20 protein-coding genes and 1 rRNA gene are annotated in these 24,124 nt (G+C 72.6%); 14 read left to right on the plus strand and 7 right to left on the minus strand.

Features of this window, described 5'->3' with window-relative positions:
• Positions 1–4: 4 nt before the first annotated feature.
• A complete protein-coding gene (locus tag CP969_RS21955) occupies positions 5–658 on the minus strand; it encodes a phosphatase PAP2 family protein (protein ID WP_171817479.1) in 654 nt (217 codons plus the stop codon).
• Positions 659–832: 174 nt separating this feature from the next.
• On the opposite strand from CP969_RS21955, the gene CP969_RS21960 reads away from it, so the two are divergent.
• Complete coding sequence (locus CP969_RS21960) at positions 833–1,693, plus strand: hypothetical protein (RefSeq protein ID WP_026084982.1); 861 nt, start codon at positions 833–835, stop codon at positions 1,691–1,693.
• 66 nt (positions 1,694–1,759) lie between these two features.
• On the opposite strand, the gene disA is transcribed toward CP969_RS21960, so the two are convergent.
• Both disA and radA read right to left on the minus strand, forming a co-directional pair.
• Positions 1,760–2,884 (minus strand): DNA integrity scanning diadenylate cyclase DisA, encoded by a 1,125-nt coding sequence (disA, locus tag CP969_RS21965; protein ID WP_004984951.1) that lies wholly within the window; start codon positions 2,882–2,884, stop codon positions 1,760–1,762.
• Between the two features lie 283 nt (positions 2,885–3,167).
• Complete coding sequence (gene radA / locus CP969_RS21970) at positions 3,168–4,577, minus strand: DNA repair protein RadA (protein ID WP_004984950.1); 1,410 nt, start codon at positions 4,575–4,577, stop codon at positions 3,168–3,170.
• 282 nt (positions 4,578–4,859) lie between these two features.
• Here radA and CP969_RS21975 point away from each other — a divergent pair, with 282 nt between their 5' ends.
• Entirely contained in the window at positions 4,860–6,596 is a 1,737-nt protein-coding gene (locus CP969_RS21975) for a BACON domain-containing protein (protein WP_016825186.1), read from the plus strand.
• A 13-nt stretch (positions 6,597–6,609) separates the two neighbouring features.
• Here CP969_RS21975 and CP969_RS21980 read toward each other — a convergent pair whose 3' ends face one another.
• Positions 6,610–7,461 (minus strand): DUF3109 family protein, encoded by an 852-nt coding sequence (locus tag CP969_RS21980; protein ID WP_004984946.1) that lies wholly within the window; start codon positions 7,459–7,461, stop codon positions 6,610–6,612.
• 107 nt (positions 7,462–7,568) lie between these two features.
• Here CP969_RS21980 and CP969_RS21985 point away from each other — a divergent pair, with 107 nt between their 5' ends.
• From CP969_RS21985 to ilvD, 4 genes are all read left to right on the plus strand, one after another.
• Positions 7,569–8,501 (plus strand): Ppx/GppA family phosphatase, encoded by a 933-nt coding sequence (locus CP969_RS21985; RefSeq protein WP_016825185.1) that lies wholly within the window; start codon positions 7,569–7,571, stop codon positions 8,499–8,501.
• A gap of 232 nt (positions 8,502–8,733) precedes the next feature.
• Positions 8,734–9,576 (plus strand): sugar phosphate isomerase/epimerase family protein, encoded by an 843-nt coding sequence (locus CP969_RS21990; RefSeq protein WP_026084981.1) that lies wholly within the window; start codon positions 8,734–8,736, stop codon positions 9,574–9,576.
• The gene (locus CP969_RS21995; protein WP_016825183.1) at positions 9,573–10,220 is read left to right on the plus strand and encodes a TetR/AcrR family transcriptional regulator; all 648 of its coding nucleotides are present in this window, start codon (positions 9,573–9,575) and stop codon (positions 10,218–10,220) included. The genes CP969_RS21990 and CP969_RS21995 overlap by 4 nt, the downstream gene beginning before the upstream one ends.
• A gap of 119 nt (positions 10,221–10,339) precedes the next feature.
• Complete coding sequence (gene ilvD / locus CP969_RS22000; RefSeq protein WP_016825182.1) at positions 10,340–12,193, plus strand: dihydroxy-acid dehydratase; 1,854 nt, start codon at positions 10,340–10,342, stop codon at positions 12,191–12,193.
• Positions 12,194–12,270: 77 nt separating this feature from the next.
• Here the strand turns inward: ilvD and CP969_RS22005 are convergent, their stop codons facing one another.
• Positions 12,271–14,481 carry a serine/threonine-protein kinase gene (locus CP969_RS22005; RefSeq protein ID WP_150474956.1) on the minus strand — a complete coding sequence of 737 codons (2,211 nt, stop codon included), beginning with the start codon at positions 14,479–14,481 and terminating at the stop codon, positions 12,271–12,273.
• A 191-nt stretch (positions 14,482–14,672) separates the two neighbouring features.
• On the opposite strand from CP969_RS22005, the gene CP969_RS22010 reads away from it, so the two are divergent.
• From CP969_RS22010 to proC, 6 genes are all read left to right on the plus strand, one after another.
• Positions 14,673–14,987, plus strand: a complete 315-nt coding sequence (locus CP969_RS22010) for an SH3 domain-containing protein (protein WP_016825179.1) — start codon at positions 14,673–14,675, stop codon at positions 14,985–14,987.
• A 43-nt stretch (positions 14,988–15,030) separates the two neighbouring features.
• A complete protein-coding gene (locus tag CP969_RS22015) occupies positions 15,031–15,543 on the plus strand; it encodes a hypothetical protein (RefSeq protein ID WP_004984931.1) in 513 nt (170 codons plus the stop codon).
• A gap of 127 nt (positions 15,544–15,670) precedes the next feature.
• The gene (locus tag CP969_RS22020; protein WP_016825178.1) at positions 15,671–16,477 is read left to right on the plus strand and encodes a class I SAM-dependent methyltransferase; all 807 of its coding nucleotides are present in this window, start codon (positions 15,671–15,673) and stop codon (positions 16,475–16,477) included.
• A gap of 72 nt (positions 16,478–16,549) precedes the next feature.
• A complete protein-coding gene (locus tag CP969_RS22025; protein ID WP_016825177.1) occupies positions 16,550–17,377 on the plus strand; it encodes an ABC transporter ATP-binding protein in 828 nt (275 codons plus the stop codon).
• Complete coding sequence (locus CP969_RS22030) at positions 17,374–18,159, plus strand: ABC transporter permease (protein ID WP_016825176.1); 786 nt, start codon at positions 17,374–17,376, stop codon at positions 18,157–18,159. The genes CP969_RS22025 and CP969_RS22030 overlap by 4 nt, the downstream gene beginning before the upstream one ends.
• A 116-nt stretch (positions 18,160–18,275) precedes the next feature.
• Complete coding sequence (proC, locus tag CP969_RS22035) at positions 18,276–19,088, plus strand: pyrroline-5-carboxylate reductase (protein ID WP_004984925.1); 813 nt, start codon at positions 18,276–18,278, stop codon at positions 19,086–19,088.
• Positions 19,089–19,113: 25 nt separating this feature from the next.
• Here the strand turns inward: proC and CP969_RS22040 are convergent, their stop codons facing one another.
• Positions 19,114–19,695, minus strand: coding sequence for a cysteine hydrolase family protein (locus CP969_RS22040; protein WP_016825175.1), 582 nt, complete (start codon positions 19,693–19,695; stop codon positions 19,114–19,116).
• 58 nt (positions 19,696–19,753) lie between these two features.
• On the opposite strand from CP969_RS22040, the gene CP969_RS22045 reads away from it, so the two are divergent.
• A complete protein-coding gene (locus CP969_RS22045; RefSeq protein WP_051044409.1) occupies positions 19,754–20,788 on the plus strand; it encodes a GlxA family transcriptional regulator in 1,035 nt (344 codons plus the stop codon).
• On the opposite strand, the gene trpS is transcribed toward CP969_RS22045, so the two are convergent.
• Positions 20,719–21,753, minus strand: a complete 1,035-nt coding sequence (gene trpS, locus CP969_RS22050) for a tryptophan--tRNA ligase (RefSeq protein ID WP_016825173.1) — start codon at positions 21,751–21,753, stop codon at positions 20,719–20,721. The genes CP969_RS22045 and trpS overlap by 70 nt on opposite strands.
• Positions 21,754–22,587: 834 nt before the next feature.
• Here trpS and CP969_RS22060 point away from each other — a divergent pair.
• A 16S ribosomal RNA gene (locus CP969_RS22060) occupies positions 22,588–24,118 on the plus strand.
• The last annotated feature ends 6 nt before the right edge of the window (positions 24,119–24,124 follow it).

The raw sequence follows: 24,124 nt of genomic DNA on the forward strand, positions 1-24,124 counted from the left end.
CCGCTCAGCGGCGCCGGTGCGTCGCGTACGGCGGCACGCGGTGGGCGGCCGTTCCCGGTCCCGGCCCGGTGAACCACCGCACGGCGGGCGACGACGAGGCGCGCAGCGCTCCCGCGAGCCGGACCGCCGGGCGCGCGGCCAGGCGTACGGCCGCGAGGGCGACGACCGTGCCGAGGAGCAGCCCCGCCACCACGTCGTGCGGGTAGTGCACCCCGACGAACACCCGGGAGAAGGCCGTGAGCAGGGCCAACGGGGCGGTCAGCCACACGAGTGCGCGCCGGACCAGGACCAGGGCGAGGGCCGAAGCACCCGCGATCGTGGCGTGGTTGCTGGGGAACGACCAGTCGCCGTGCGGCGGGCACGCGGCCAGGGAGGGGGCGGCGCCGGTGACCGCCCGGCACGGGCGTTCCTCCGTGACGACGGACTTCAGCGCTTCGCTGCACCCGTACGCCACAGCCGTGGCCAGAGGTGCAAGGGCCGCGATCGCGAACGCTCGTGGGTCGGCGTGCCGGGCCCGCCACCAGCCGAGGACGAACAGCGCGACGAAGACCAGGAGTCCGGCCTCGGTCCCGATCTCGGCGGTGTGCCGTACCCACGGCGGGGTGTCGTGTGCGAAGCCGGTGATGTCGCGGTAGAGCCCGCTGTCCACGAAGTCCATGGTCACGGACCGTAGGCGGAAGACCGGAACGGTCACACCCCGCGATCGTCATGTGCCGTACCCGACGAACGGCAGGGGCAGCAGGGCGGTTTCCGGAATGATGATCCGGAAAAGATGTGGTCTTGGCGGCGGGTGGGACGGGCGAACGCGCCGATCTCTCGTACAGTTTGCGCCGTGGGATCTCTGCGCAATCCGGTCGGGCCGCTTCCCTCCTCCATCTACTGGCGAAGGAGGGTCGTACTGCTGTCCGTACTGGCCTTGTTGGCATTGGTGATCACCTGGGTGGTCACCGCGGGCGGCGGGGGCGGCGACGGCCGGGACAACGGGGCCAACGGCAAGAATCCCGCGCCGTCCATCACTCCGGGACCGTCGGGTTCGGGACCGGCGATCAGCCAGGCGCCGGGTGGACGTGACGAGCCGGGGTCCGGCGGATCCGGTGGGTCCGGCGGCGCGTCGTCCGGGAGCGGGGACGACGGGGCGGACGGCGACCCCGCGGACTCCGGTGGCGCCGACGGCGCGGACGGTGCGGACGACGGTGCGGGGGGCAGCGCGGGCGGCGGCTCCGAGGGCGGTACGTCGTCCGGGGTCGGCGCGGGTGACGCGCTGCCGTCCGGATCCGGTTCCGGACTGCCCAACTGCACGGCGGTCGCGGTCAAGTTGAACCTGCGCAGCGCCCGCAACGCCTACGAACCCGATCGGACGCCCACGTTCCTGCTGACCGCGCGGAACGTCTCCGACAGTGACTGCAAGATCGATCTCGGGCCGGAGAACACGGTGTTGACGATCGCCCAGGCGAGCGCCGACGACACGTACTGGGCGTCGGACCACTGCCCCGAGGGCGCTCGGAGCCTGGTGTTCCGGGTGCCGGCCGGCGAGAGCATCACCTACACCGTGAAGTGGGACCGCAAGCCGAGCGCCGCCGAGCGGTGCGCGACCCCGCCGGCGGGATCGGCCGGTGCGGGGACGTACCTGGTGGAGGCCAAGGCGCCGGGGTTCGCGAAGCTGCAGACGTCGTTCGTGCTGGAGAAGGACTGAGGCACCCCGCCGCTCCCGGCGCCGGGAGCGGCGGAACGCGCGCGGCGGTGATCCGCGCGAGGGGACTCAGACGTACCGCTCGAGGATCGAGCTCTCCGCCAGCCTCGACAGGCCCTCGCGGACGCTGCGCGCCCGGGCCTCGCCGACGCCGTCCACCGTCTGGAGGTCGTCCACGCTCGCGGCGAGCAGCTTCTGCAGTCCGCCGAAGTGCTCCACCAGGCGGTCGATGATCGCGCCGGGCAGCCGCGGCACCTTCGCCAGCAGCCGGAAGCCGCGCGGCGACACCGCCGAGTCCAGGGTCTCGGGGGAACCGGTGTAGCCCAGGGCGCGGGCCACGGTCGAGAGCTCCAGCAGCTCCGCGTGGGTGAGCACGTTCAGCTCGTGCAGGGCCTCGTCGACCGTGCGGGAGCGCTTGGCGGTGGGCTCGGGGACGTAGTCCCGCACGACGAGCTCGCGCTCCGGCTCCACACCCGCGATCAACTCGTCCAGCTGGAGGGCGAGAAGACGGCCGTCGGTGCCCAGTTCGACCACGTACTCGGCGATCTCGGTGGCGATGCGGCGCACCATCTCCAGCCGCTGCGCGACCGCCGAGACGTCCCGGACGGTCACCAGGTCCTCGATCTCCAGCGCCGACAGCGTGCCCGCGACCTCGTCGAGGCGGAGCTTGTAGCGCTCCAGGGTGGCGAGCGCCTGGTTGGCGCGGGACAGGATCGCCGCCGAGTCCTCCAGGACCCGGCGGTGGCCGTCGACGTAGAGCGCGATCAGGCGCATCGACTGGGAGACCGAGACGACCGGGAAGCCGACCTGCTTGGAGACCCGGTCGGCGGTGCGGTGCCGGGTGCCGGTCTCCTCGGTCGGGATCGTCGGGTCCGGCACCAGCTGGACGCCCGCCCGCAGGATCTTGGACAGGTCGGACGACAGGACGATGCCGCCGTCCAGCTTGCACAGCTCGCGCAGCCGGGTCGCGGTGAACTCGACGTCCAGGACGAAGCCGCCGCTGCACAGGGCTTCGACGGTCTTGTCGGAACCGAGCACGATCAGCCCGCCGGTGTTGCCGCGGAGCACGCGCTCCAGGCCGTCACGCAGGGCGGTGCCGGGCGCCACGGCGCTCAGCGAGGCGCGCATCAGGCCATCGGAACCGGCACTCCCACCGGACTTTCCGGGAGCTGCTGCCCGGTCGTTGGCTGCCACTGCACTCCTCCGGTCGCAGGTTCTGGGGCGCCCCCGTTCAGGGTCTCTCGCTCGGGTCGTGCCGGGCTCGCGCGCCCTGGCACACACCTCTGCGGCGTTGTCGCAGCTCGCCGACTCCCCCGAGCTCTCGACGAGCTCGAGCAGGGGGGAACCCCCATCGCGTCGACTCCCTCCTCCGCCGTGCAGCAGCGCGCACCAGGCCCCGCTCCCCGATCCGGCCTGTTCCGAACGAGAGGCCCTCACCGCACTCGGTTCGTACGGACGGGCGAGACCTGGGCAAAGTCTACCGGCGGTCCTCCTCCTCCCGTGGGGCCTCTCGGCGACGGGAGCGCGGAAGGACGCGCAGCGCGTCCCCTATGTCCGCGACTTCCAGGACCTTCATGCCCGGGGGGACCTTGCCCGGGTCACCCGGCACCAGGGCGTGCGTGAAGCCCAGGCGGTGCGCCTCGGAGAGCCTGCGCTGGACGCCCGTGACGCGTCTCACCTCACCGGCCAGACCGACCTCGCCGATCGCGACCAGGTTCTTCGGCAACGGGGTGTCGCTCGCCGCCGAGGCGAGGGCGAGCGCGACGGCCAGGTCCGCGGCGGGCTCCGAGAGCTTCACCCCGCCGACCGTCGCGGAGTAGATGTCCCGCTTGCCCAGGGCGCTGATGCGGCCGCGCTGCTCCAGCACCGCCAGCATCATCGACACGCGCGAGGTCTCCAGGCCGGACGTGGTGCGCCGGGGGGAGGGGATCTGCGAGTCGACCGTGAGCGCCTGGACCTCGGCGACCAGGGGGCGGCGGCCCTCCAGGGTGACCGTCAGGCAGGTGCCGGGGACCGGCTCGTCACGACGGGTCAGGAAGAGCCCGCTCGGGTCCGCGAGGCCCGTGATGCCCTCGTCGTGCAGCTCGAAGCAGCCGACCTCGTCGGTGGTGCCGTAGCGGTTCTTCACGCCCCGGACCAGGCGCAGACGGGCGTGCCGGTCGCCCTCGAAGTGCAGGACGACGTCCACCAGGTGCTCCAGCAGGCGCGGACCGGCGATCGCGCCGTCCTTGGTGACGTGTCCCACGAGGAGCGTGGACATGCCGCGCTCCTTGGAGGCCCGGATCAGCGCGCCGGCCACCTCGCGGACCTGGGCCATGCCGCCCGGGGCGCCGTCGATCTCCGGGGACGCCACCGTCTGCACCGAGTCCATGATCAGCAGGGACGGCTTGACCGCGTCCAGGTGGCCGAGGACGGCGGCCAGGTCCGTCTCGGCGGCGAGGTACAGGTGGTCGTCGATGGCGTGGATGCGGTCGGCCCGCAGCCGGACCTGGCTCGCCGACTCCTCGCCGGTGACGTAGAGCGTGCGGTGCTCGTCGCTCGCCGACTTGGCCGCCACGTCGAGCAGCAGGGTGGACTTGCCGACGCCGGGCTCGCCCGCGACGAGCACCACGGCCCCGGGGACCAGTCCGCCGCCGAGCACCCGGTCCAGCTCGGGCACGCCGGTGGAGCGGGCGGTGGCCTGGCGGCCGTCGACCTGGCCGATGGGCAGCGCGGAGGTGGTGACCCGCCCCGGGGCCGTCGTACGGACCGCGGGCGCGCCGTACTCCTCGACCGTCCCCCAGGCCTGGCACTCGGGGCAGCGGCCGAGCCACTTGGCCGTCTGCCAGCCGCACTCGGTGCAGCGGTAGGACGGGCGGTCCTTGGTGGTCTTGGTACGGGCAGCCATGCGAAAAAGGTAGCGGTCGGGACTGACAACGCGGCCGGGAGCACCCCCGCCCCCCGGTCGCCCCGCCCCCGCGCCCCCGGTCGCCCCGTCCCCGCGCCCCGCGGTTCCGGCGCCCGCCGGGGCCCGGACGGCCGCGTCCGGGCGTCCGGACCGGGCGGTTTCCGCGCCCGGCCCGACGGGCGGGAGGCACGTGTCCCCGATTTGAGGGATCGTTTCACCCGTACGGATTAAAACTGCGCAGGGCTCCGGAAGGGGCCGCCCCGGGCCGCCTACGGTCGCCGGATGACGAGCAGCGGCCCCGAGACCCCGACCCGCACGACCGGAACGCACCGGGCGCACCGGGAGGTGCGTGACCGCGGGGCCGCGCGCACGCTGGCGCAGCGACCGCCCACGCGCTACGAGCCGTACCTGGACGGCCTGTTCACCTACTGCCTGTCCGTGCTGTGCGACCACGACGCGGCGACCGCCGCACTGGCCGACGTCCTCGTGCTCGCGGAGCGCCGCGGCCGGCACGTCCCGGACGCGTCCGGGGACCGCCGGGCCTGGCTGTACGCGCTGGCCCGCTGGGCGTGTCTGCGCAAGCTGGCGGAGGCCGGGCGGGAACGCCGGGCCGCCCACGCCGGGGACCGCGCCGACCGGCGGCGCAAGGCCCGGACCGCCACCGTCCCGGCCGTCTCCGAGGAGGTCCGGGAGCAGCGCCGGAGCGAACTGGCCCTGCTGGCCTGGCCGGAGGCCGCCGGCACCGCCCCGGAGCAGCGCGAGGCGCTGGAGCTCGCCGTCCGCCACCGTCTTGCCGCCCACGAGGTCGCCGCCGTGCTCGGCATGGAGCCGGCCGCCGCCCGCGAGCTGCTCGCCTCCGCGGCCTGCGAGGTCGAACGCACCCGCGCGGCGCTCGCCGTCGTCGAGACCGGCGCCTGCTCCGGCGTGGCGCACCTCACCGGCGACCGCCTGCTCGTGCTCAGCGCCGCCCTGCGCCGGGAACTCGTCCGGCACGTCGACGACTGCCCGCGCTGCCGCCGCACCGCCGAACGGGCCGTCCCCGGCCGCTGGCCCGGCACCAGCGTCACGCCGGACGCGCTGCCCGTCCTGCCGGCGCCGGGCGCGGCCCTGCACGCCGCCCTGGCCCACCATCCGCGCGGGCGCGCCGCCGCGCCCCGCTTCGACCGGCGCGGCTTCCCGATGGACCCCAAGCACCGCATCGCCCGCAGGGACCGCCTGCGCGCGCGTGCCGTCACGACGACGGTCGTCGCCACCGTGGTCGCCGCGCCCGTGTTCGCGCTGTGGGCCGCCTACCGCGGCACCCCCGTGGGTGAGGCCCAGGACGGCCGCTCGGCCTCCGCGCGGGAGGACGGCGGTCCCGTCGACCTCGACGGCGAGGGAGCGGGCGTGGGCTACGAGAACACCGGCAACGCCAGCACCCGGCCGGGCCCCCGGTTCGGCAAGGACGGCAAGGCGGACGTGTCCGTGGAGGTCGCCGGTGTCCCCGGTGCCGGACGCGCGGGCGCCGCCGCGCTGGGCGTCACGGCCGGCCACAGCGGCGACACCACGCTGATCACCCTCACCGCGACGGGCTCCGAGCCGGTCCGCTGGTCCGTGTCCACGGGGGCCTCCTGGCTCTACCCGAGCCGGACCTCGGGAACGCTCGCCCCCGGCGAGTCGGTGACGGTCAAGGTGTACGTCGACCAGCTCCGCGAGCCGTCGGGGCCCTGGAGCGCGGCCGTGGCGGTCTCACCCGCCGGCGCGGTCGTCACCATCGACGGCTACGGCACCGCCCCCGGCCCGCGCCCCGGTCACCCCGGCGGCCCGGGCACCGCGCACCCCGGCACCCCGGGCGACCCTCCCCCGTCGACCCACCCGGACCCGGCGCCCCCGGAGCCCACGCCGAGCGATCCTCCCCCGGGCCCGGGCGAGCAGGAGTCCCCCTCGCCCGACCCGGAGCCCACGCCCGGCGGGACCGCTCCGGCCGACCCGCCGGGGTCGACGCCGGTGTCCGCGGACGGCGGCCCGGCCCCCTCGTAGACCGCGGCCGGGATCAGGCGGGGTCCGCCGGATGCGGTGCCAGCAGGGGCAGCTGCGCGGCCAGCCGTTCCTCGCACAGCTCGACCAGGCGGTCGTAGCCGGCCTTGCCCATCAGCTCGGTCAGCTCCGCCCGGTAGGAGACGTACACCGGCTCCCCGGCGCCGTGCGCCGAGGTCGCCGAGGTGCACCACCAGTGCAGGTCGTGCCCGCCCGGGCCCCAGCCGCGACGGTCGTACTCACCGATCGACACCTGCAGCACGCGCGTGTCGTCGGGCCGGTCGATCCAGTCGTAGGTCCGCCGGATCGGCAGCTGCCAGCACACGTCCGGCTTGGTCTCCAGCGGCTCGCGGCCCTCCTTGAGGGCGAGGATGTGCAGCGAGCAGCCCATGCCGCCCGGGAAGCCCGGACGGTTCTGGAAGATGCACGAGCCCTGGAACGGGCGGGTCTGGCGGTCGCCGTCCTCGTCCTCCACGACCCAGCCGTCGCGGGTGCCCTCCTCGTGGTGCTGCCAGATGTCCGGTGTGAGCCTCGCCACATGCTCGGCGACCCGCTTCTCGTCGTCCTCGTCCGAGAAGTGGGCACCCAGGGTGCAGCACCCGTCGTCCGCGCGGCCCGCCTGGATGCCCTGGCAGCCGCTGCCGAAAATGCAGTTCCAGCGAGAGGTCAGCCATGTCAGATCGCAGCGGAAGACCTGCTCGTCGTCCGCCGGATCAGGAAACTCCACCCACGCACGGGCGAAGTCGAGGCCCTTCTCGTCGTCCGCCGGCGGCTTCGGGGCGGTCACCCGCGAAGGACCCGCGTCCGGTTCGACCATCTTGGTCTTCTTGCCCGGCTTCTCGGCCTTCGCCTTTTTCGTCTTTGGCACCCGTCCAGGGTAAGACGCCCGTGTCCCCGTCCGGGAGCGGCCCGGGTGTCGCACGGGATGTGCCGGGGACGGCCACGCGCCGTGGGAGGGGCAGTAGCGTTCCGTACATGAGACTCGGTGTCCTCGACGTGGGTTCGAACACGGTGCACCTGCTGGTGGTCGACGCCCACCCCGGCGCGTGCCCGCTGCCCGCGCACTCGCACAAGGTCGACCTGCGCCTCGCCCAGCTCCTGGGCGACGGCGGGGCCATCGGCCCGGAGGGGGTCGACCGGCTGGTCGCGGTCGTCCACGAGGCGCTGCGGGCCGCCGAGGACAAAGGGGTCGAGGAGCTGCTGCCGTTCGCGACCTCCGCGGTGCGCGACGCGGACAACGCCGACGACGTCCTCGCACGGGTGCGCGAGGAGACCGGGGTCGAGCTGCAGGTCCTCAGCGGCGCGGAGGAGGCCCGGCTCACCTTCCTCGCCGCCCGCCGCTGGTTCGGCTGGTCGGCCGGGAGACTGCTCGTCATCGACATCGGCGGCGGCTCCCTGGAGATCGCCTACGGCATGGACGAGGAGCCCGACGCCGCCGTGTCGCTGCCACTGGGCGCCGGCCGCCTCACCGCCGCCCGGCTGCCCGGCGACCCGCCCGAGTCGGACGACGTCCGCGCGCTGCGCCGCCATGTGCGCACCGAGATCGCCCGCACGGTCGGCGAGTTCAGCCGCCTCGGCGCCCCCGATCACGTGGTGGCCACCTCCAAGACCTTCAAGCAGCTCGCCCGCATCGCCGGCGCCCCCGGCTCCGCCGAGGGCCCGTACGTCCAGCGCGAGCTGAAGCGGGAGTCCCTGGAGAGCTGGGTGCCCCGGCTCGCCGGCATGACCGTCGCCGAGCGCGCCGAACTGCCCGGCGTCTCCGAGGGCCGCGCGGGCCAGCTCCTCGCCGGGGCCCTGGTCGCGGAGGGCGCGATGGACCTGTTCGGCGTGGAGCGGCTGGAGATCTGCCCGTGGGCGCTCCGTGAGGGCGTCATCCTGCGCCGCCTGGACCACATGGGTCCGGCGTAGCCGTACGCGCGGCACGCGCCGCCGGGTGCCGCGCGCGGGGCGCCGGCGGGGACGGCCGGACGGTTGCCTCGATCACACCCCGGCCGGGCGGGCGGACCGCCCCGGAGGCGGACGAGCGGGCCCTGCCCTGCGGACATGCGGTTCCGGCGGCGGTGAGGAGCCCTGGCCGAAGCCGATCGTCCGGTACCCGGCCGCCCCCCGTCCGCCGATCGCACCCCGTACCCTGTCCCTCGTGGCAGAACCAGCGGTGCGCATCCCGGATGCGAAGGTCGCCCTGTCGACGGCCTCCGTCTACCCGGAGTCGACGGCGACGGCCTTCGAGATCGCCGCGCGCCTCGGATACGACGGCGTCGAGGTCATGGTGTGGACCGACCCGGTCAGCCAGGACGTCGAGGCGCTGCGCAGACTCAGCGACTACCACCGCATCCCCGTCCTGGCCGTGCACGCCCCCTGCCTGCTCATCACGCAGCGCGTGTGGTCCACCGACCCCTGGACCAAGCTCCAGCGGGCCCGCGCCGCCGCCGAGAAGCTCGGCGCCGGCACCGTCGTCGTCCACCCGCCCTTCCGCTGGCAGCGGCAGTACGCCCGCGACTTCGTGGACGGGGTCTGGCGGATGGCGGACGAGACGGATGTGCGGTTCGCCGTCGAGAACATGTACCCCTGGCGCTACCGCGACCGCGAGATGCTGGCGTACGCCCCCGACTGGGACGTCACCAAGGAGGACTACCGCCACTTCACGATCGACCTCAGCCACGCCTCGACCGCCCGCACCGACGCCCTGCAGATGATCGACCGCATGGGCGAGCGCCTGGGCCACGTCCACCTCGCCGACGGCCGGGGCTCGGCCAAGGACGAGCACCTCGTGCCCGGCCGCGGTGATCAGCCCTGCGCCGAGGTGCTGGAGCGCCTCGCGCTCGGCGGTTTCGACGGCCACGTCGTCATCGAGGTCAACACCCGCCGCGCCCTGTCCGGCGCGGAGCGCGAGGCCGACCTGGCCGAGGCGCTGGCGTTCGCCCGCCGGCACCTGGCAGTCGCCTCCTCCGCCTCGTCCGCGGGCCGGGTGCCGCGGCGATGACCGGCGTCACCGCGAGCGACGGACCGGACGCGTCCGCGCGGCCGAACGGCGCCTCCCGGCGCCGCGGCCGCCCCCCGCGCACGGAGTCGGCCGACACCCGCGACCGCATCCTCACCGCGGCCCGCGAGGAGTTCTCCGAGCGCGGGTACGAGAAGACGTCGGTACGGGGCATCGCCAAGGCGGCCGGGGTCGACTCCGCGCTGGTGCACCACTACTTCGGCACCAAGGAGCAGGTGTTCGAGGCGGCCGTCGAGGTCGCCTTCGCGCCCGCGCTCCAGGGCCGGGACACGGTCCTGGAGGGCCCCCTCGACGAGGTGGGCGAACGGATGACCCGGATGATCATCGGCCTCTGGGAGAACCCGGTGACCCGGACCCCGCTGCTCGCGATCGTCCGCTCCGCGGTGAACAACGAGACCGCGGCGGCCGTCTTCCGCCGGCTGGTCGTCACCCAGCTGCTGCGCCGCATCGCGGGGCAGCTCGACTTGCCGGACGCGGAGCTGCGCGCGGAGCTCGCCGCCGCGCAGCTGGTCGGGATCGCGATGGTCCGGTACGTCATCCGGGTGGAGCCGCTGGCCTCCGCGGACCCGGAGCAGATCATCCGGCGCGTGGCGCCCGTGGTGCAGGGACACCTCACGGGCCACTGAGACATTCATCCCGTATTTCGGACACCTCGTCCCGCTCCCTGGATGACCGGCGTACGCTCGATGCAGTCAGAACTCTCTGACCGGCACTCTTCGAAGAAGGTCTGAAGGAGCGAGCGACGATGCCCGAGCTGAGGTCCCGCACAGTCACCCACGGCCGCAACATGGCGGGCGCCCGCGCCCTGATGCGCGCCTCCGGTGTACCGGGTGCGGACATCGGCCGCAAGCCGATCATCGCCGTCGCCAACAGCTTCACGGAGTTCGTCCCCGGCCACACCCACCTCGCGCCGGTCGGCCGGATCGTCAGCGAGGCGGTCGTCGAGGCCGGCGGCATCCCGCGCGAGTTCAACACGATCGCCGTCGACGACGGCATCGCGATGGGCCACGGCGGCATGCTCTACTCCCTCCCCTCCCGCGACCTGATCGCGGACAGCGTGGAGTACATGGTCGAGGCGCACCGGGCGGACGCCCTGATCTGCATCTCCAACTGCGACAAGATCACCCCGGGCATGCTGAACGCGGCCCTGCGCCTGAACATCCCCACGGTCTTCGTCTCCGGCGGCCCGATGGAGGCCGGCCGGGCCACCCTGGTCGACGGCACGGTCCGCACGCTGGACCTGATCGACGCGATGGTGGAGGCGGCCAACGACAAGGTCTCCGACGCGGACGTCCTGCGCATCGAGGAGAACGCCTGTCCGACCTGCGGCTCCTGCTCCGGCATGTTCACCGCCAACTCGATGAACTGCCTCACCGAGGCGATCGGCCTGTCCCTCCCCGGCAACGGCTCGGTGCTGGCCACCCACACGGCCCGCAAGCGGCTCTACGTCGACGCGGCCCGCACGGTCATGGACATCACCCGCCGCTACTACGAGCAGGACGACGACTCGGTCCTGCCGCGCTCCGTCGCCACCTTCCAGGCCTTCGAGAACGCGATGGCGCTGGACATCGCCATGGGCGGCTCCACCAACACGATCCTCCACCTGCTGGCCGCCGCCCAGGAGGCCGAGGTCCCCTTCGGCCTGACCGAGATCGACGCCCTGTCGCGCCGCGTGCCCTGCCTGGCCAAGGTGGCGCCCAACGTCGCCAAGGACCGCACGTACTACATGGAGGACGTGCACCGCGCGGGCGGCATCCCGGCCCTCCTCGGCGAACTGCACCGCGCGGGCCTGCTCAACGAGGACGTCCACGCGGTCCACAGCCCGTCCCTGACCGACTGGCTGAAGACCTGGGACATCCGCGCCGGCTCCCCGTCGAAGGAGGCGGTGGAGCTGTGGCACGCGGCCCCGGGCTGCAAGCGCTCCGCCGAGGCCTTCTCCCAGTCCGAGCGCTGGGAGACCCTGGACGAGGACGCCGAGGGCGGCTGCATCCGCTCCGCCGAGCACGCCTACTCCAAGGACGGCGGCCTGGCGGTGCTGCGGGGCAACCTCGCGGTCGACGGCTGCGTGGTCAAGACGGCCGGCGTCGACGAGTCCATCTGGACCTTCGAGGGCCCGGCGGTGGTCTGCGAGTCGCAGGACGAGGCCGTCGAGAAGATCCTCACCAAGCAGGTCACGGAGGGCGACGTCGTCGTCATCCGCTACGAGGGCCCCAAGGGCGGCCCCGGCATGCAGGAGATGCTCTACCCGACGTCGTACCTGAAGAGCCGCGGCCTCGGAAAGGCCTGCGCCCTGATCACCGACGGCCGCTTCTCCGGCGGCACGTCCGGCCTGTCCATCGGCCACGCCTCCCCGGAGGCGGCCTCCGGCGGCACCATCGCCCTGGTCGAGGACGGCGACCGCATCCGCATCGACATCCCGAACCGCTCGGTCGAGCTCCTGGTCGACGAGGCGGAACTGGCCCGCCGCGAACAGGCGCTGAACGGCCGGTACGCCCCGAAGAACCGCGACCGCAAGGTCTCCGCGGCCCTGAAGGCCTACGCGGCGATGGCGACCAGCGCGGACAAGGGCGCGGTGCGGGACGTGACCAAGCTGGGCTGAGGCCCCGCGGTGCCCACGGCCCGGTCCCGGGGCCGCTCCCGCTCGCGGGGGCGGCCCTTCGCCGGTCCGGTGCCCCGCTACCAGCCGGCCGGGTCCCGCGCGTCCACGGCGAACACGGTCCCGTCGGGCGCGGACGCGTGGACGCGCCCGTCCGCGACCACCGGCTCGGGCAGCGCGGCGGCGACCCGGTCGGCGTCCCCGAGCCGGGGCGCGGTCTGCCCGACCAGCCGCCCCGCGCGCGCGTCCACGGCGAGCAGCCGCCCGTCGGACGCGGTGACGTACACGTGCCGCCCGTCGGCGACCGGCGAGGAACTCCGGGCGGCGCCGGTCTCCAGGCTCCACCGCCGGCGCAGCGCGCCCATGTCGACGGCCACCAGCCGGCCGCCGGACCCCACCAGGTAGGCGACGCCCCCGTGCACCGTCCCGTGACTTTGCTCCAGGGGGACGGACAGCGCCACCCGTCGCACCTCCCGGGTGCCCGGCGTGTAGCGGACCAGGGCCTCGGTGTCGCGGTAGACCGCGTCCAGCGAGGCGAGGACGGCCGACCCGCCCGTCGTGCCGACCGGCTTCAGCGTTCCGGCCAGCCGCGCGTCCCAGCGCACCTCGCCGGTCCGCGGGTCGACCGCCGTGATCCGCGTGCTCGCACCGTCCTCGGACGTGCTCGTCGCGTACGCCAGCGGATCCCCCGGGAACGAGTCGAAGGACGGCACGGCGTGTCCCGGTATCCGGCGGCTCCACACCGTGCCGCCCGAGGCGCCGTCCACGCCGGTGACCGTGCCGTCGTCCCGGACGAGCAGGAGCGTGTCCCCGGCCCTGTCCAGGCGGCTGTACTCGACCGTCTCCTGCTGCCACACCGACTTCCCCGAGGCGGGGTCGAGGGCCTCCAGACCGCGGCTCCGGTTCAGCCAGGGCTGCACGAGGCCGCCCGACACGACCGGCGGCCCGCTCCGCGCCGTCCGCGCGACGGCGCGCTGCCACACCAGGTCGCCGTCGTCCGCGTCGAGGGCGAAGACCCGCCCGGTCAGGGCGCAGAGCAGCCGGCCGGCTCCGAACGAGCACTGCGGGGTGCCCGCCTCCTCGAACGGAGCCGCCTCCCACGCCCCGGCCCCGGCCGACGAGGGCCGCGCGGCGGAGCCGCCCGGTGCCGGCGTCCCGTCGCCGGGCGGGCGGACCCAGAGGAGCGTGCCGAGGACGGCGAGCCCGAGGGCTCCGGCTCCGAGCAGCGTCCGTCCGCTCCGACGGCGCGCGGCCGGCCGCCCGGCCCCCTCGGCACCGCGCTCGGGCTCCGGCCCCGGCGGGGAGTCGTGGCCGCGGTCCGGGCCGGGGCCGGACCGCGGGCCGGACCCGGAGTCCGGTCCGGTGCCGGAGTCCGCCGGGCCAGGTCCGGTGCCGGGGTGCGCGTGGGGTGAGCCGTCCGTCCCCGTCCGCTGCGCCGGTATGAACGCCCGGGTGTCGTACGAGGCCGCCACGGACCGCAGCTCCCGCATCAACTCGTCGGGGGAGGGCCGGTCGTCCGGCTCCTTGGCCAGACAGCGCCGCACCAACGGAGCGAGGTCGTCCGGCACGCCGGTCAGGTCCGGCTCGTCGTGCACCACCTGGTAGGCGACGACGTACGGGCTCTCGGAGTCGAACGGCCCGCGTCCGGTCGCGGCGTGCACCAGGACGGACCCGAGCGCGAAGATGTCGGCGGAGGGCCCCACCTCGCGCGGGCGCCGGAACTGCTCGGGCGCCATGAAGGGCGGGGTACCGATCAACTTCCCGGTCTCGGTGCGCAGTTCACTGTCCTTCGGCCGGGAGATGCCGAAGTCGATGACCTTCGGTCCGTCCTCGGCGAGCAGCACGTTGCTGGGTTTCAGGTCACGGTGCACGACCCCGACCCGGTGGATGTCCCGCAGCGCCTCCGCCAGTCCGGCCGTCAGCCTGCGCAACTGGACCGAATCCATGGGCCCGTTCCGCTTCACGTGCTCGGCGAGCGTCGGGCCCGGAATGAACAGCGTGGCCATCCAGGGCCGTTCGGCCTCCGGGTCGGCGTCGACCACCGGCGCGGTGAAGGCGCCGCTCACCTTCCGCGCCGCCCGCACCTCCTGCCGGAACCGGCCCCTGAACTCGGGATCCCGGGCGAACTCGGCGTGCACGACCTTCACCGCGAGCCTCAGCCCGGAGGTGCTGCGGGCCAGATGCACCACCCCCATGCCGCCGGAGCCGAGTGGCGACTCGAGCCGGTAGTGACCGGCGTACTCAGGAAGTTCCGCTTCCGCGTTCGCTCCGGCGTTCCGCTGTGGCGCCATGGGACCCCCCGTGCTGTCCGTCGCTGTTCGTCCGCGCGCGCGACGCCCGGAGCCTAGTCGATGACACGTACGAGACCGAGGCGGCTTGCTAGCGTCTGTGTTCCGCGAACGCACGGGTGTGCAAGGTGCGTTCACGGGGAATCAACGGGGCCCCACGACAGACGTGGGGCGAACAACGGGGGAGGTTCCACATGTCGATCGACCACGTCGGACAGGCAGAGGACGGCAACGAGGCGGAAACCGTCGGCACCGCGGCCCTGCGCTACTACTCGGTCGCGCCGGGCGTCCGGCTGAACGTCCGCAGCGGTCCGGGCACCGGCTACACCGTCGTCCGCGTCCTGCCCGAGGGGGCCAAGGTCCCCGTCTTCTGCCAGACCCAGGGGACCACGGTCACCGGCCCGTACGGCACGTCGAAGGTCTGGGACAACATCGACAACGGCGAGTACGTCTCGGACGCCTACGTGTACACCGGCAGCGACGGCTACATCGCCCCGCGCTGCTCCTGATCCCGTCCGGAGCCCGCGGCGCGTCCGGCGTGATAATCGATGCGTGAGCGCAGAGAACGACACCCCGGACAGCACCGCGGGCTCCCCGGGCGCCCCCGGCGGGCCCCGCCCCGAACCCCTCCGCTTCTTCGGCACCACCTGGGTCGACCACGGCAACGGCTACACCGCCCGCCGCGTCGGCGTCGCCGTCGGCTCCCTCGCCGCCGCGGCCGCTTCCTGCCTCGTCCTGCGCGTCGCCTACCAGGGCCTCCAGATCGCCGCCGTGGGCGGCTTCGTCACGCTCCTCCTGATCGTGATGTTCGCGGTCTGCAGCGCCCTCGCCTTCGGCCACACCTGGGAGGGCTTCACCCGGCGCCCCGACCCGGACCGCCAGGCCTCCCTCCGCGGCCTGCTGGCCGTCGGCTTCGTCGGCTCCCTCCTCGCCTACTTCTTCCGCTCCCTGACCGAGGCCCCCGGGGAGAAACTGCACCGCGAGGAGTACGAAACGGCCCGCGCGCAGCACGAGAAGCGGACCTCCCGCCGTTCGGGCAACCCCAGGAAGCGCCGCGGCGCCTAGGCCCGGCGCGGGGGAGCGCCCCGCCCGCCCGGGAGAAGTCCCCTCCTCGGCCTCCTCCACCTCCTCCGCTTCCTTCCTCCCCCTCCTCGGGCTCCTCGGGCACGGTCGTCGCGGCCTCCATGGCCGTATGACGTCCGAAGCGTTCGAGCCGTCCGCCGCCGCGGCCCCCGCCCCGCCCGGCCGCTCCGCCCGGGCCCGCTCCTTCGACTCCGCCGCGGCCCGGTACGCCGCTCACCGCCCCTCCTACCCGCCCGCCCTCTTCGACGCCCTCGAGGAACTCGCCGGCCGCCCCCTCGCCGGCTCCCGCGTCGCGGACATCGGGGCCGGGACCGGTATCGCGACCGCGCTGCTGCACGCCCGCGGCGCCGCCGTGCTCGCCGTGGAGCCCGGCGACGGCATGGCGGCGCAGTTCCGCCGCCTCCACCCCGGCCTCCCGGTCGTCCGCGGCGACGGCAACGCCCTGCCCCTCGCCGACCACTGCGCCGACCTCCTCACCTACGCCCAGGCCTGGCACTGGACCGACCCCGCCCGGGCCGTGCCGGAAGCGCTCCGCGTCCTGCGCCCGGGCGGCGCGCTCGCCCTGTGGTGGAACATCAACGCGCTCGACGTGCCCTGGATCGCCGAGGAGTCCGCGCGCGTCGCGCGTCACTTCGGCGTGGACACCGCCGCCGAGCGGCGCGACGTCGATGCCCTCGGCGCCGATCCCGGCGGCCTCCCGCGCCTCACCCGCCGCGAGGTCCGCTGGTCCCGCCGCGTCCCGATCGACACCCACCTGGCCAACCTCGCCAGCCGCTCGGTCTTCCTGGTCAGCGACGAGGAACGCACCGCCGCCTTCCTCACCGAGCAGCGCGACCATCTGAGGAACGCCTTCCCGGACGGCACCGTCGAGGAGACCTACGACGTCGTCCTGCTCGTCGCCACCGCCCCTTCGTAGCCCGCGAGCAGCCCACGGCCCGCGCCCCGCCACCGCTTGACGGGACCTGCCCCGGAGAGGATTATTCATCACATGATGAATTACTCCTCCGAGCCGCCACGCCCGGACACCCCGCACGGCGACGAAGGGCGGGCCGACGGCACCCCGGCCGTCCGTGCCCGGGACCTCACCGTCGTCCGCGGCCCCCGCACGGTCCTGCGCGGCCTCGACTTCACCGTCCCGCGCGGCCAGGTCACCGGCCTCCTCGGCCCGTCCGGCTGCGGCAAGTCGACCCTGATGCGCGCCGTCGTCGGCACCCAGGCCAAGGTCACCGGCACCCTGGACGTTCTCGGCCTCCCCGCCGGCCACCCCACCCTGCGCACCCGCATCGGCTACGTCACCCAGGCGCCCTCGATCTACGACGACCTGACCGCCCGCCAGAACCTCGACTACTTCGCCGCGATCCTCCACCCCGGCCGCGCGAGCGCCGACCGCCGCCAGGACGTGGAGCGCGTCCTCGCCGAGGTCGACCTCACCACCCACGCCGACGCCCTCGCCGGCAACCTCTCCGGCGGCCAGCGCAGCCGCGTCTCCCTGGCCGTGGCCCTCCTCGGCACCCCCGAACTCCTGGTCCTCGACGAACCCACGGTCGGCCTCGACCCGGTCCTGCGCCGCGACCTCTGGCAGCTCTTCCACACCCTCGCCGCCGAACGCGGCACCACCCTGCTGATCTCCTCCCACGTCATGGACGAGGCCGAGCGCTGCCACCGCCTCCTGCTCATGCGCGCGGGCGAGATCCTCGCCGACGACACCCCCGACGCCCTCCGCACCCGCACCGGCTCCGAGACCGTCGAGGCGGCCTTCCTGCACCTGGTGGACGCGGCGACCGCGGCGGGCCGCACGAAGGAGACCACCCGATGAGCACCACCCACCCGGCGACGACCACGCCGACCCCCACCGGCGCCCTGAACCTCTCCCGCACCACCGCCACCGCGGCCCGGGTCCTGCGCCAACTGCGCCACGACCCCCGCACCATCGCGCTGATGCTGCTCATCCCCTGCCTGATGCTGCTGCTGCTCCGCTACGTCTTCGACGGCAGCCCGCGCACCTTCGACAACATCGGCGCCTCACTGCTCGGGATTTTCCCCCTGATCACGATGTTCCTGGTCACCTCGATCGCCACCCTGCGCGAACGCACCTCGGGCACCCTCGAACGCCTCCTCGCCATGCCCCTCGGCAAGGGCGACCTCATCGCCGGCTACGCCCTCGCCTTCGGCGCCCTCGCGATCGTCCAGTCCGCCCTGGCCACGGGCCTCGCCGTCTGGTTCCTGGGCCTCGACGTCACCGGCAGCCCCTGGCTGCTCCTCCTCGTGGCCCTGCTCGACGCCCTCCTCGGCACGGCCCTCGGCCTGTTCGTCTCGGCCTTCGCGGCCTCGGAGTTCCAGGCGGTCCAGTTCATGCCGGCCGTGATCTTCCCCCAGCTCCTCCTCTGCGGTCTGTTCACCGCGCGCGAGAACATGCACCCCGTCCTGGAGGCCGTCTCCGACGCCCTCCCCATGTCCTACGCCGTCGACGGCATGAACGAGGTCCTCCGGCACACCGACATGACCGCTGCCTTCGTCCGAGACGCCCTGATCGTCGCCGGCTGCGCCCTGCTGGTGCTCGGCCTCGGCGCGGCGACCCTGCGACGCAGGACGGCGTGACGGCCGAGGCGGCCGAGGGACACCACCATTCCGCCCACCGGACAATCACCCCGCCCCCGCGGCCCCGAGTGCGAGGATGAACAAGGACGACGCACCCCCCGGAGGGCACCCCAGCCATGACGCAGAAAGTCGCGGTCCTCGGCACCGGCAAGATCGGCGAAGCCCTGCTCAGCGGAATGATCCGCGGGGGCTGGGCTCCCGCCGATCTCCTGGTCACCGCCCGCCGCCAGGAACGAGCCGAAGAACTCCGCACCCGCTACGGAGTCACCCCGGTCTCCAACCAGGAGGCCGCCAAGACCGCCGACACCCTGATCCTCACGGTCAAACCGCAGGACATGGGCGTCCTCCTCGACGAACTCGCCCCGCACGTCCCCGCCGACCGCCTGGTCATCAGTGGCGCCGCCGGCATCCCGATTGCCTTCTTCGAGGACCGCCTCGCCGCCGGCACCCCCGTGGTCCGCGTCATGACCAACACCCCCGCCCTCGTCGACGAGGCCATGTCGGTCATCTCCGCCGGCAGCCACGCCACCGCCGACCACCTCGCCCACGCCGAGGAGATCTTCGGCGCCGTCGGCAAGACCCTCCGCGTCCCCGAGTCCCAGCAGGACGCCTGCACCGCCCTCTCCGGCTCCGGCCCGGCGTACTTCTTCTACCTGGTCGAAGCCATGACCGACGCCGGCATCCTCCTCGGCCTGCCCCGCGACAAGGCCCACGACCTGATCGTCCAGTCCGCGATCGGCGCCGCCACCATGCTCCGCGACAGCGGCGAGCACCCGGTGAGGCTCCGCGAGAACGTCACCTCCCCCGCCGGTACCACCATCAACGCCATCCGCGAACTCGAGAACCACGGTGTACGAGCGGCCCTCATCGCCGCCCTGGAAGCCGCCCGCGACCGCAGCCGCGAACTGGCCTCCGGCACCAAGGACTGACCGCGCCGACCCGTCCGGGGGCGGATCACCCCGCCGCGTCCACCACCTCCTCCGTGGTCACCACACGCGCGAAACCGCCCCCGTGCAGGGACACCGCCGACGCCCGCGCCACCTCGTCCGCACCGCATCGCCAGCCGAACGGCCCCTCCAGGTCGAAGGTGTACGTCGCGTCGAACGCCACCACCACGTCGTACCCCAGGTTCCCGCCCATCCGGGCCGTCGTCTCCACGCACATGTTGGTCTGGATCCCGGCCAGCACGACCTGCGAAATGCCGGCCCCCTTCAACCAGGCGTCGAGATCGGGCGAGCCGTAGAACGCCGAGTTCACGTCCTTCGTCACCAGCAGCTCCGCGCCTCCCTTCCCACGCCGCTCCTCCACGTACCCCTTGAAGCCGTTCCCCTCGTGACCCGCCCGCAGCGGCGACCCCGGCTGCGTCGAGTCGTGCCGTACGAAGACGACCGGCCGGCCCGACGCCTGCCACACGTCGATCAGCGACGCGATGTTGTCGTCCGCTCCCGGGTTGTTCCGCGGCCCCCAGAAGTCCAGTTCCTCGAAGCCCTGCTGCACATCCACGACGACCAGCGCCGCGTTCTCCGCGATCTCCATGCCCACGATCCTGCCGCCGGGCCCCTCCCGCCCCCAGGGGTCCGAAAGACATCGATCGATGGATTACCGCCGATGGTTTACTGCCGACGTGGAGCAGCCCTACCGCGTCGCCCTGATCGCCTTCCCCGGCATCCGCGCCTTCGACGTCTCCGTCATCACCGAGGTCTACGGCGCCGACCGCACCGACCGCGGCGTCCCCGCCTTCGACCTGCGCCGCGTCGCCACCGGCACCACCCCCATCCCCATGCGCGGCGGCCTCTCCCTCCACCCCGACCGCACCCTCGACTGGCTGGCCGAAGCCGACCTCGTCGTCGTCCCGGGCCTCGACGACCACCTCACCCCCGCACCACCACCCGTCCTCGACGCCCTCCGCCACGCCCACGCCCGCGGCACCACCCTCGCCGCGCTCTGCGGCGGAGCCTTCACCCTCGCCCAGGCCGGCCTCCTCGACGGCCGCCGCGCCATCACCCACTGGAACCTCGTCGAGCTGTTCCGCACGCACCACCCCCACGTCACCGTCGTCCCCGACGCCCTGTTCATCGAGGACGACCACATCTGGACCGCGGCCGGCACCGCCGCCGGCATCGACCTCTGCCTCCACCTGGTCCGCACCGCCCACGGCGCCGAAGCCGCCGCCACCATCGCCCGCTCCATGGTCACGGCCCCCTTCCGCACCGGAACCCAGGCACAGTTCATCGAGCACCCCGCCCCCCGCGCCGACCGCGACGCCGACGCCCTTGCCGCCGTACGCGAGCACGCCCTGCGCCACCTCCACGAATCACTCACGGTCGCCGACCTGGCCGCCCACGCCGGCATGTCCCCGCGCACCTTCGCCCGCCACTTCACCGCGGCGACCGGCACCACCCCACTGCGCTGGCTCCTCGACCAGCGCGTCGCCGCAGCCCAGCGGCTCCTGGAACGCACCGACCTCCCCATGCCCGAGGTCGCCCGCAGAGCCGGCTTCGGCAGCGAGGTCACGATGCGCCAGCACTTCGCATCGCGCCTCGCCACCAGCCCCCGCGCCTACCGAGCGGCGTTCAGCGCGGCCGCCCCGGTATCCGAGCCCGCAGGCAGCAGCCCGATCGCCCGGTAAGCGGCATCCACGGTCGGCCGGGACATGGCCCGCGCCCGCTCCGCACCATCCCGCAGCACCCCCTCCACATGGCCCGGATCCGCGCACAACTCCTTGTGCCTCTCCTGCACGGGCCTCAGGACCTCGACCACAGCCTCCGCGGTGTCCTTCTTCAAAGCGCCGTACGACTCATATACACCGGCCAACGCCTCCGGGTTCCCACCCGAGCACGCCGCGAGGATCTCCAGCAGATTGGTCACCCCCGGCCGCGCCTCCCGGTCGTACACGACGTCCCGCCCGCTGTCGGTCACCGCCCGCATGACCTTCTTCCGCACCACGTCCGGCTCGTCCAGCAGATAGACGATCCCCGGCCCCGTGTCGTCGCTCTTGCCCATCTTCGCCGTCGGGTCCTGCAGGTTCATCACCCGCGCCGCCACCTTCGGGTGCGTGGCCCTCGGCACCACGAAGGTGTGCCCGTACCGCTGGTTGAACCGCACCGCGAGATCGCGCGTCAGCTCCACGTGCTGCGCCTGGTCGTCCCCGACCGGCACCTCGTCGGCCCCGTACGCCAGGATGTCCGCCGCCATCAGCACCGGATAGGTCAGCAGCGAGAGCCGCACGCTCCCGCCCCGCCGCTGCTCCCGCGCGGCCTTCTCCTTGTACTGGATCATCCGCCGCATCTCGCCGTCCGTCGCCACGCACTCGAGCAGGTACGACAGCCGCGCGTGCTCGTCCACCTGACTCTGCACGAACACCGTGCACACCTGTGGGTCCAGCCCGGAGGCCAGCAACAGCGTCGCCGCCTGCCGACTCAGCCTGCGCACCCGAGCGGGGTCGTGGTCCACGGTCAGCGCGTGCAGGTCGACGATGCAGAACAGCGCTTCCGCCCGGTGCTGGTCGACGGCGGCCCACCGCCGCATGGCCCCCAGGTAGTTCCCCAGCGTCAGGTGCCCGGTCGGCTTGATCCCGCTGAAGACCCGTGTCATCTCTTCTCCGTCTCCTGGTCGAGGCCGCCGTCCCGGCCGACCGCCCCTCGGAGCTCCGGAGGAGAAACAAGAACGGCCGCCGGGTCGGCGGCCGCTCGGGTGCGTACGTGAGCAGGGCCGCCGTCAGGCGGCCCACCAGAACTGGCGGTACGTACGCGTGGTCACAGGGGTCAGCGTAGCTCTCCGGGGTGACTCGAGGGCGAGGGTTGACACGGCCCGGTCGGATCCGTAGTGTTCTCCGGGTTGCCCGACGTGAGCGCCGACTCCGGTCGGTCCCCGGACAACCATTCCGCAATACCACTCCTTCCCGACAGCGGGCATCTGTCTGCGCGTCGTGTCATTGGCGTGCGTATTCGCGAAATGAGGAATCCGCGTTCGAAAGGACGCAGGCCCCCGATTAGCTCGGGAGCCGGGAATCCGCTAAGGTCTCACTCGTCGGAACGGCCCAACGGCCGGGAAGACACCCCCTCCTGGCGGGGAGTCAGGCCCGAAAGGGTCTGCTAGAGTCGGAAACGCCGGAAAGGGAAACGCGGACGCGGGACCCCGGAAAGCACCGAGGAAATCGGATCGGAAAGATCTGATAGAGTCGGAAACGCAAGACCGAAGGGAAGCGCCCGGAGGAAAGCCCGGAGGGGTGAGTACGAAGGAAGCGTCCGTTCCTTGAGAACTCAACAGCGTGCCAAAAGTCAACGCCAGATATGTTGATACCCCGTCCATCGGGTACACCGATGGTCGAGGTTCCTTTGAAGAAACACAGCGAGGACGCTGTGTGCGAGGGGACTATTCCTCCCCTCGCACCGCTCTCGTGGTGTTGCACCGGATCACCGGTAAACATTCACGGAGAGTTTGATCCTGGCTCAGGACGAACGCTGGCGGCGTGCTTAACACATGCAAGTCGAACGATGAACCATCTTCGGGTGGGGATTAGTGGCGAACGGGTGAGTAACACGTGGGCAATCTGCCCTGCACTTCGGGACAAGCCCTGGAAACGGGGTCTAATACCGGATACGACACCGGGAGGCATCTCCTCGGTGTGGAAAGCTCCGGCGGTGCAGGATGGGCCCGCGGCCTATCAGCTGGTTGGTGAGGTAACGGCTCACCAAGGCGACGACGGGTAGCCGGCCTGAGAGGGCGACCGGCCACACTGGGACTGAGACACGGCCCAGACTCCTACGGGAGGCAGCAGTGGGGAATATTGCACAATGGGCGCAAGCCTGATGCAGCGACGCCGCGTGAGGGATGACGGCCTTCGGGTTGTAAACCTCTTTCAGCAGGGAAGAAGCGCAAGTGACGGTACCTGCAGAAGAAGCGCCGGCTAACTACGTGCCAGCAGCCGCGGTAATACGTAGGGCGCGAGCGTTGTCCGGAATTATTGGGCGTAAAGAGCTCGTAGGCGGCCTGTCGCGTCGGTTGTGAAAGCCCGGGGCTCAACCCCGGGTCTGCAGTCGATACGGGCAGGCTAGAGTTCGGTAGGGGAGATCGGAATTCCTGGTGTAGCGGTGAAATGCGCAGATATCAGGAGGAACACCGGTGGCGAAGGCGGATCTCTGGGCCGACACTGACGCTGAGGAGCGAAAGCGTGGGGAGCGAACAGGATTAGATACCCTGGTAGTCCACGCCGTAAACGGTGGGCACTAGGTGTGGGCGACATTCCACGTCGTCCGTGCCGCAGCTAACGCATTAAGTGCCCCGCCTGGGGAGTACGGCCGCAAGGCTAAAACTCAAAGGAATTGACGGGGGCCCGCACAAGCGGCGGAGCATGTGGCTTAATTCGACGCAACGCGAAGAACCTTACCAAGGCTTGACATACGCCGGAAAACCGTGGAGACACGGTCCCCCTTGTGGCCGGTGTACAGGTGGTGCATGGCTGTCGTCAGCTCGTGTCGTGAGATGTTGGGTTAAGTCCCGCAACGAGCGCAACCCTTGTCCCGTGTTGCCAGCAGGCCCCTTCGGGGGTGCTGGGGACTCACGGGAGACCGCCGGGGTCAACTCGGAGGAAGGTGGGGACGACGTCAAGTCATCATGCCCCTTATGTCTTGGGCTGCACACGTGCTACAATGGCCGGTACAATGAGCTGCGATACCGCGAGGTGGAGCGAATCTCAAAAAGCCGGTCTCAGTTCGGATTGGGGTCTGCAACTCGACCCCATGAAGTCGGAGTCGCTAGTAATCGCAGATCAGCACTGCTGCGGTGAATACGTTCCCGGGCCTTGTACACACCGCCCGTCACGTCACGAAAGTCGGTAACACCCGAAGCCGGTGGCCCAACCCCCCTGGGGAGGGAGCCGTCGAAGGTGGGACTGGCGATTGGGACGAAGTCGTAACAAGGTAGCCGTACCGGAAGGTGCGGCTGGATCACCTCCTTTCTAAGG

Source organism: Streptomyces viridosporus T7A (assembly GCF_008704515.1).
Classification (GTDB): domain Bacteria; phylum Actinomycetota; class Actinomycetes; order Streptomycetales; family Streptomycetaceae; genus Streptomyces; species Streptomyces viridosporus.

Excerpts from the sequence above, each read along its gene's own strand:
- CP969_RS21955 (WP_171817479.1), bottom strand. The coding sequence starts at position 658 with ATGGACTTCGTGGACAGCGGGCTCTACCGCGACATCACCGGCTTCGCA.
- radA (WP_004984950.1), bottom strand. The coding sequence starts at position 4,577 with ATGGCTGCCCGTACCAAGACCACCAAGGACCGCCCGTCCTACCGCTGC.
- CP969_RS21975 (WP_016825186.1), top strand. The coding sequence starts at position 4,860 with ATGACGAGCAGCGGCCCCGAGACCCCGACCCGCACGACCGGAACGCAC.
- CP969_RS21985 (WP_016825185.1), top strand. The coding sequence starts at position 7,569 with ATGAGACTCGGTGTCCTCGACGTGGGTTCGAACACGGTGCACCTGCTG.
- CP969_RS21995 (WP_016825183.1), top strand. The coding sequence starts at position 9,573 with ATGACCGGCGTCACCGCGAGCGACGGACCGGACGCGTCCGCGCGGCCG.
- ilvD (WP_016825182.1), top strand. The coding sequence starts at position 10,340 with ATGCCCGAGCTGAGGTCCCGCACAGTCACCCACGGCCGCAACATGGCG.
- CP969_RS22005 (WP_150474956.1), bottom strand. The coding sequence starts at position 14,481 with ATGGCGCCACAGCGGAACGCCGGAGCGAACGCGGAAGCGGAACTTCCT.
- CP969_RS22010 (WP_016825179.1), top strand. The coding sequence starts at position 14,673 with ATGTCGATCGACCACGTCGGACAGGCAGAGGACGGCAACGAGGCGGAA.
- CP969_RS22020 (WP_016825178.1), top strand. The coding sequence starts at position 15,671 with ATGACGTCCGAAGCGTTCGAGCCGTCCGCCGCCGCGGCCCCCGCCCCG.
- CP969_RS22025 (WP_016825177.1), top strand. The coding sequence starts at position 16,550 with ATGATGAATTACTCCTCCGAGCCGCCACGCCCGGACACCCCGCACGGC.
- CP969_RS22030 (WP_016825176.1), top strand. The coding sequence starts at position 17,374 with ATGAGCACCACCCACCCGGCGACGACCACGCCGACCCCCACCGGCGCC.
- proC (WP_004984925.1), top strand. The coding sequence starts at position 18,276 with ATGACGCAGAAAGTCGCGGTCCTCGGCACCGGCAAGATCGGCGAAGCC.
- CP969_RS22040 (WP_016825175.1), bottom strand. The coding sequence starts at position 19,695 with ATGGAGATCGCGGAGAACGCGGCGCTGGTCGTCGTGGATGTGCAGCAG.
- CP969_RS22045 (WP_051044409.1), top strand. The coding sequence starts at position 19,754 with ATGGATTACCGCCGATGGTTTACTGCCGACGTGGAGCAGCCCTACCGC.
- trpS (WP_016825173.1), bottom strand. The coding sequence starts at position 21,753 with ATGACACGGGTCTTCAGCGGGATCAAGCCGACCGGGCACCTGACGCTG.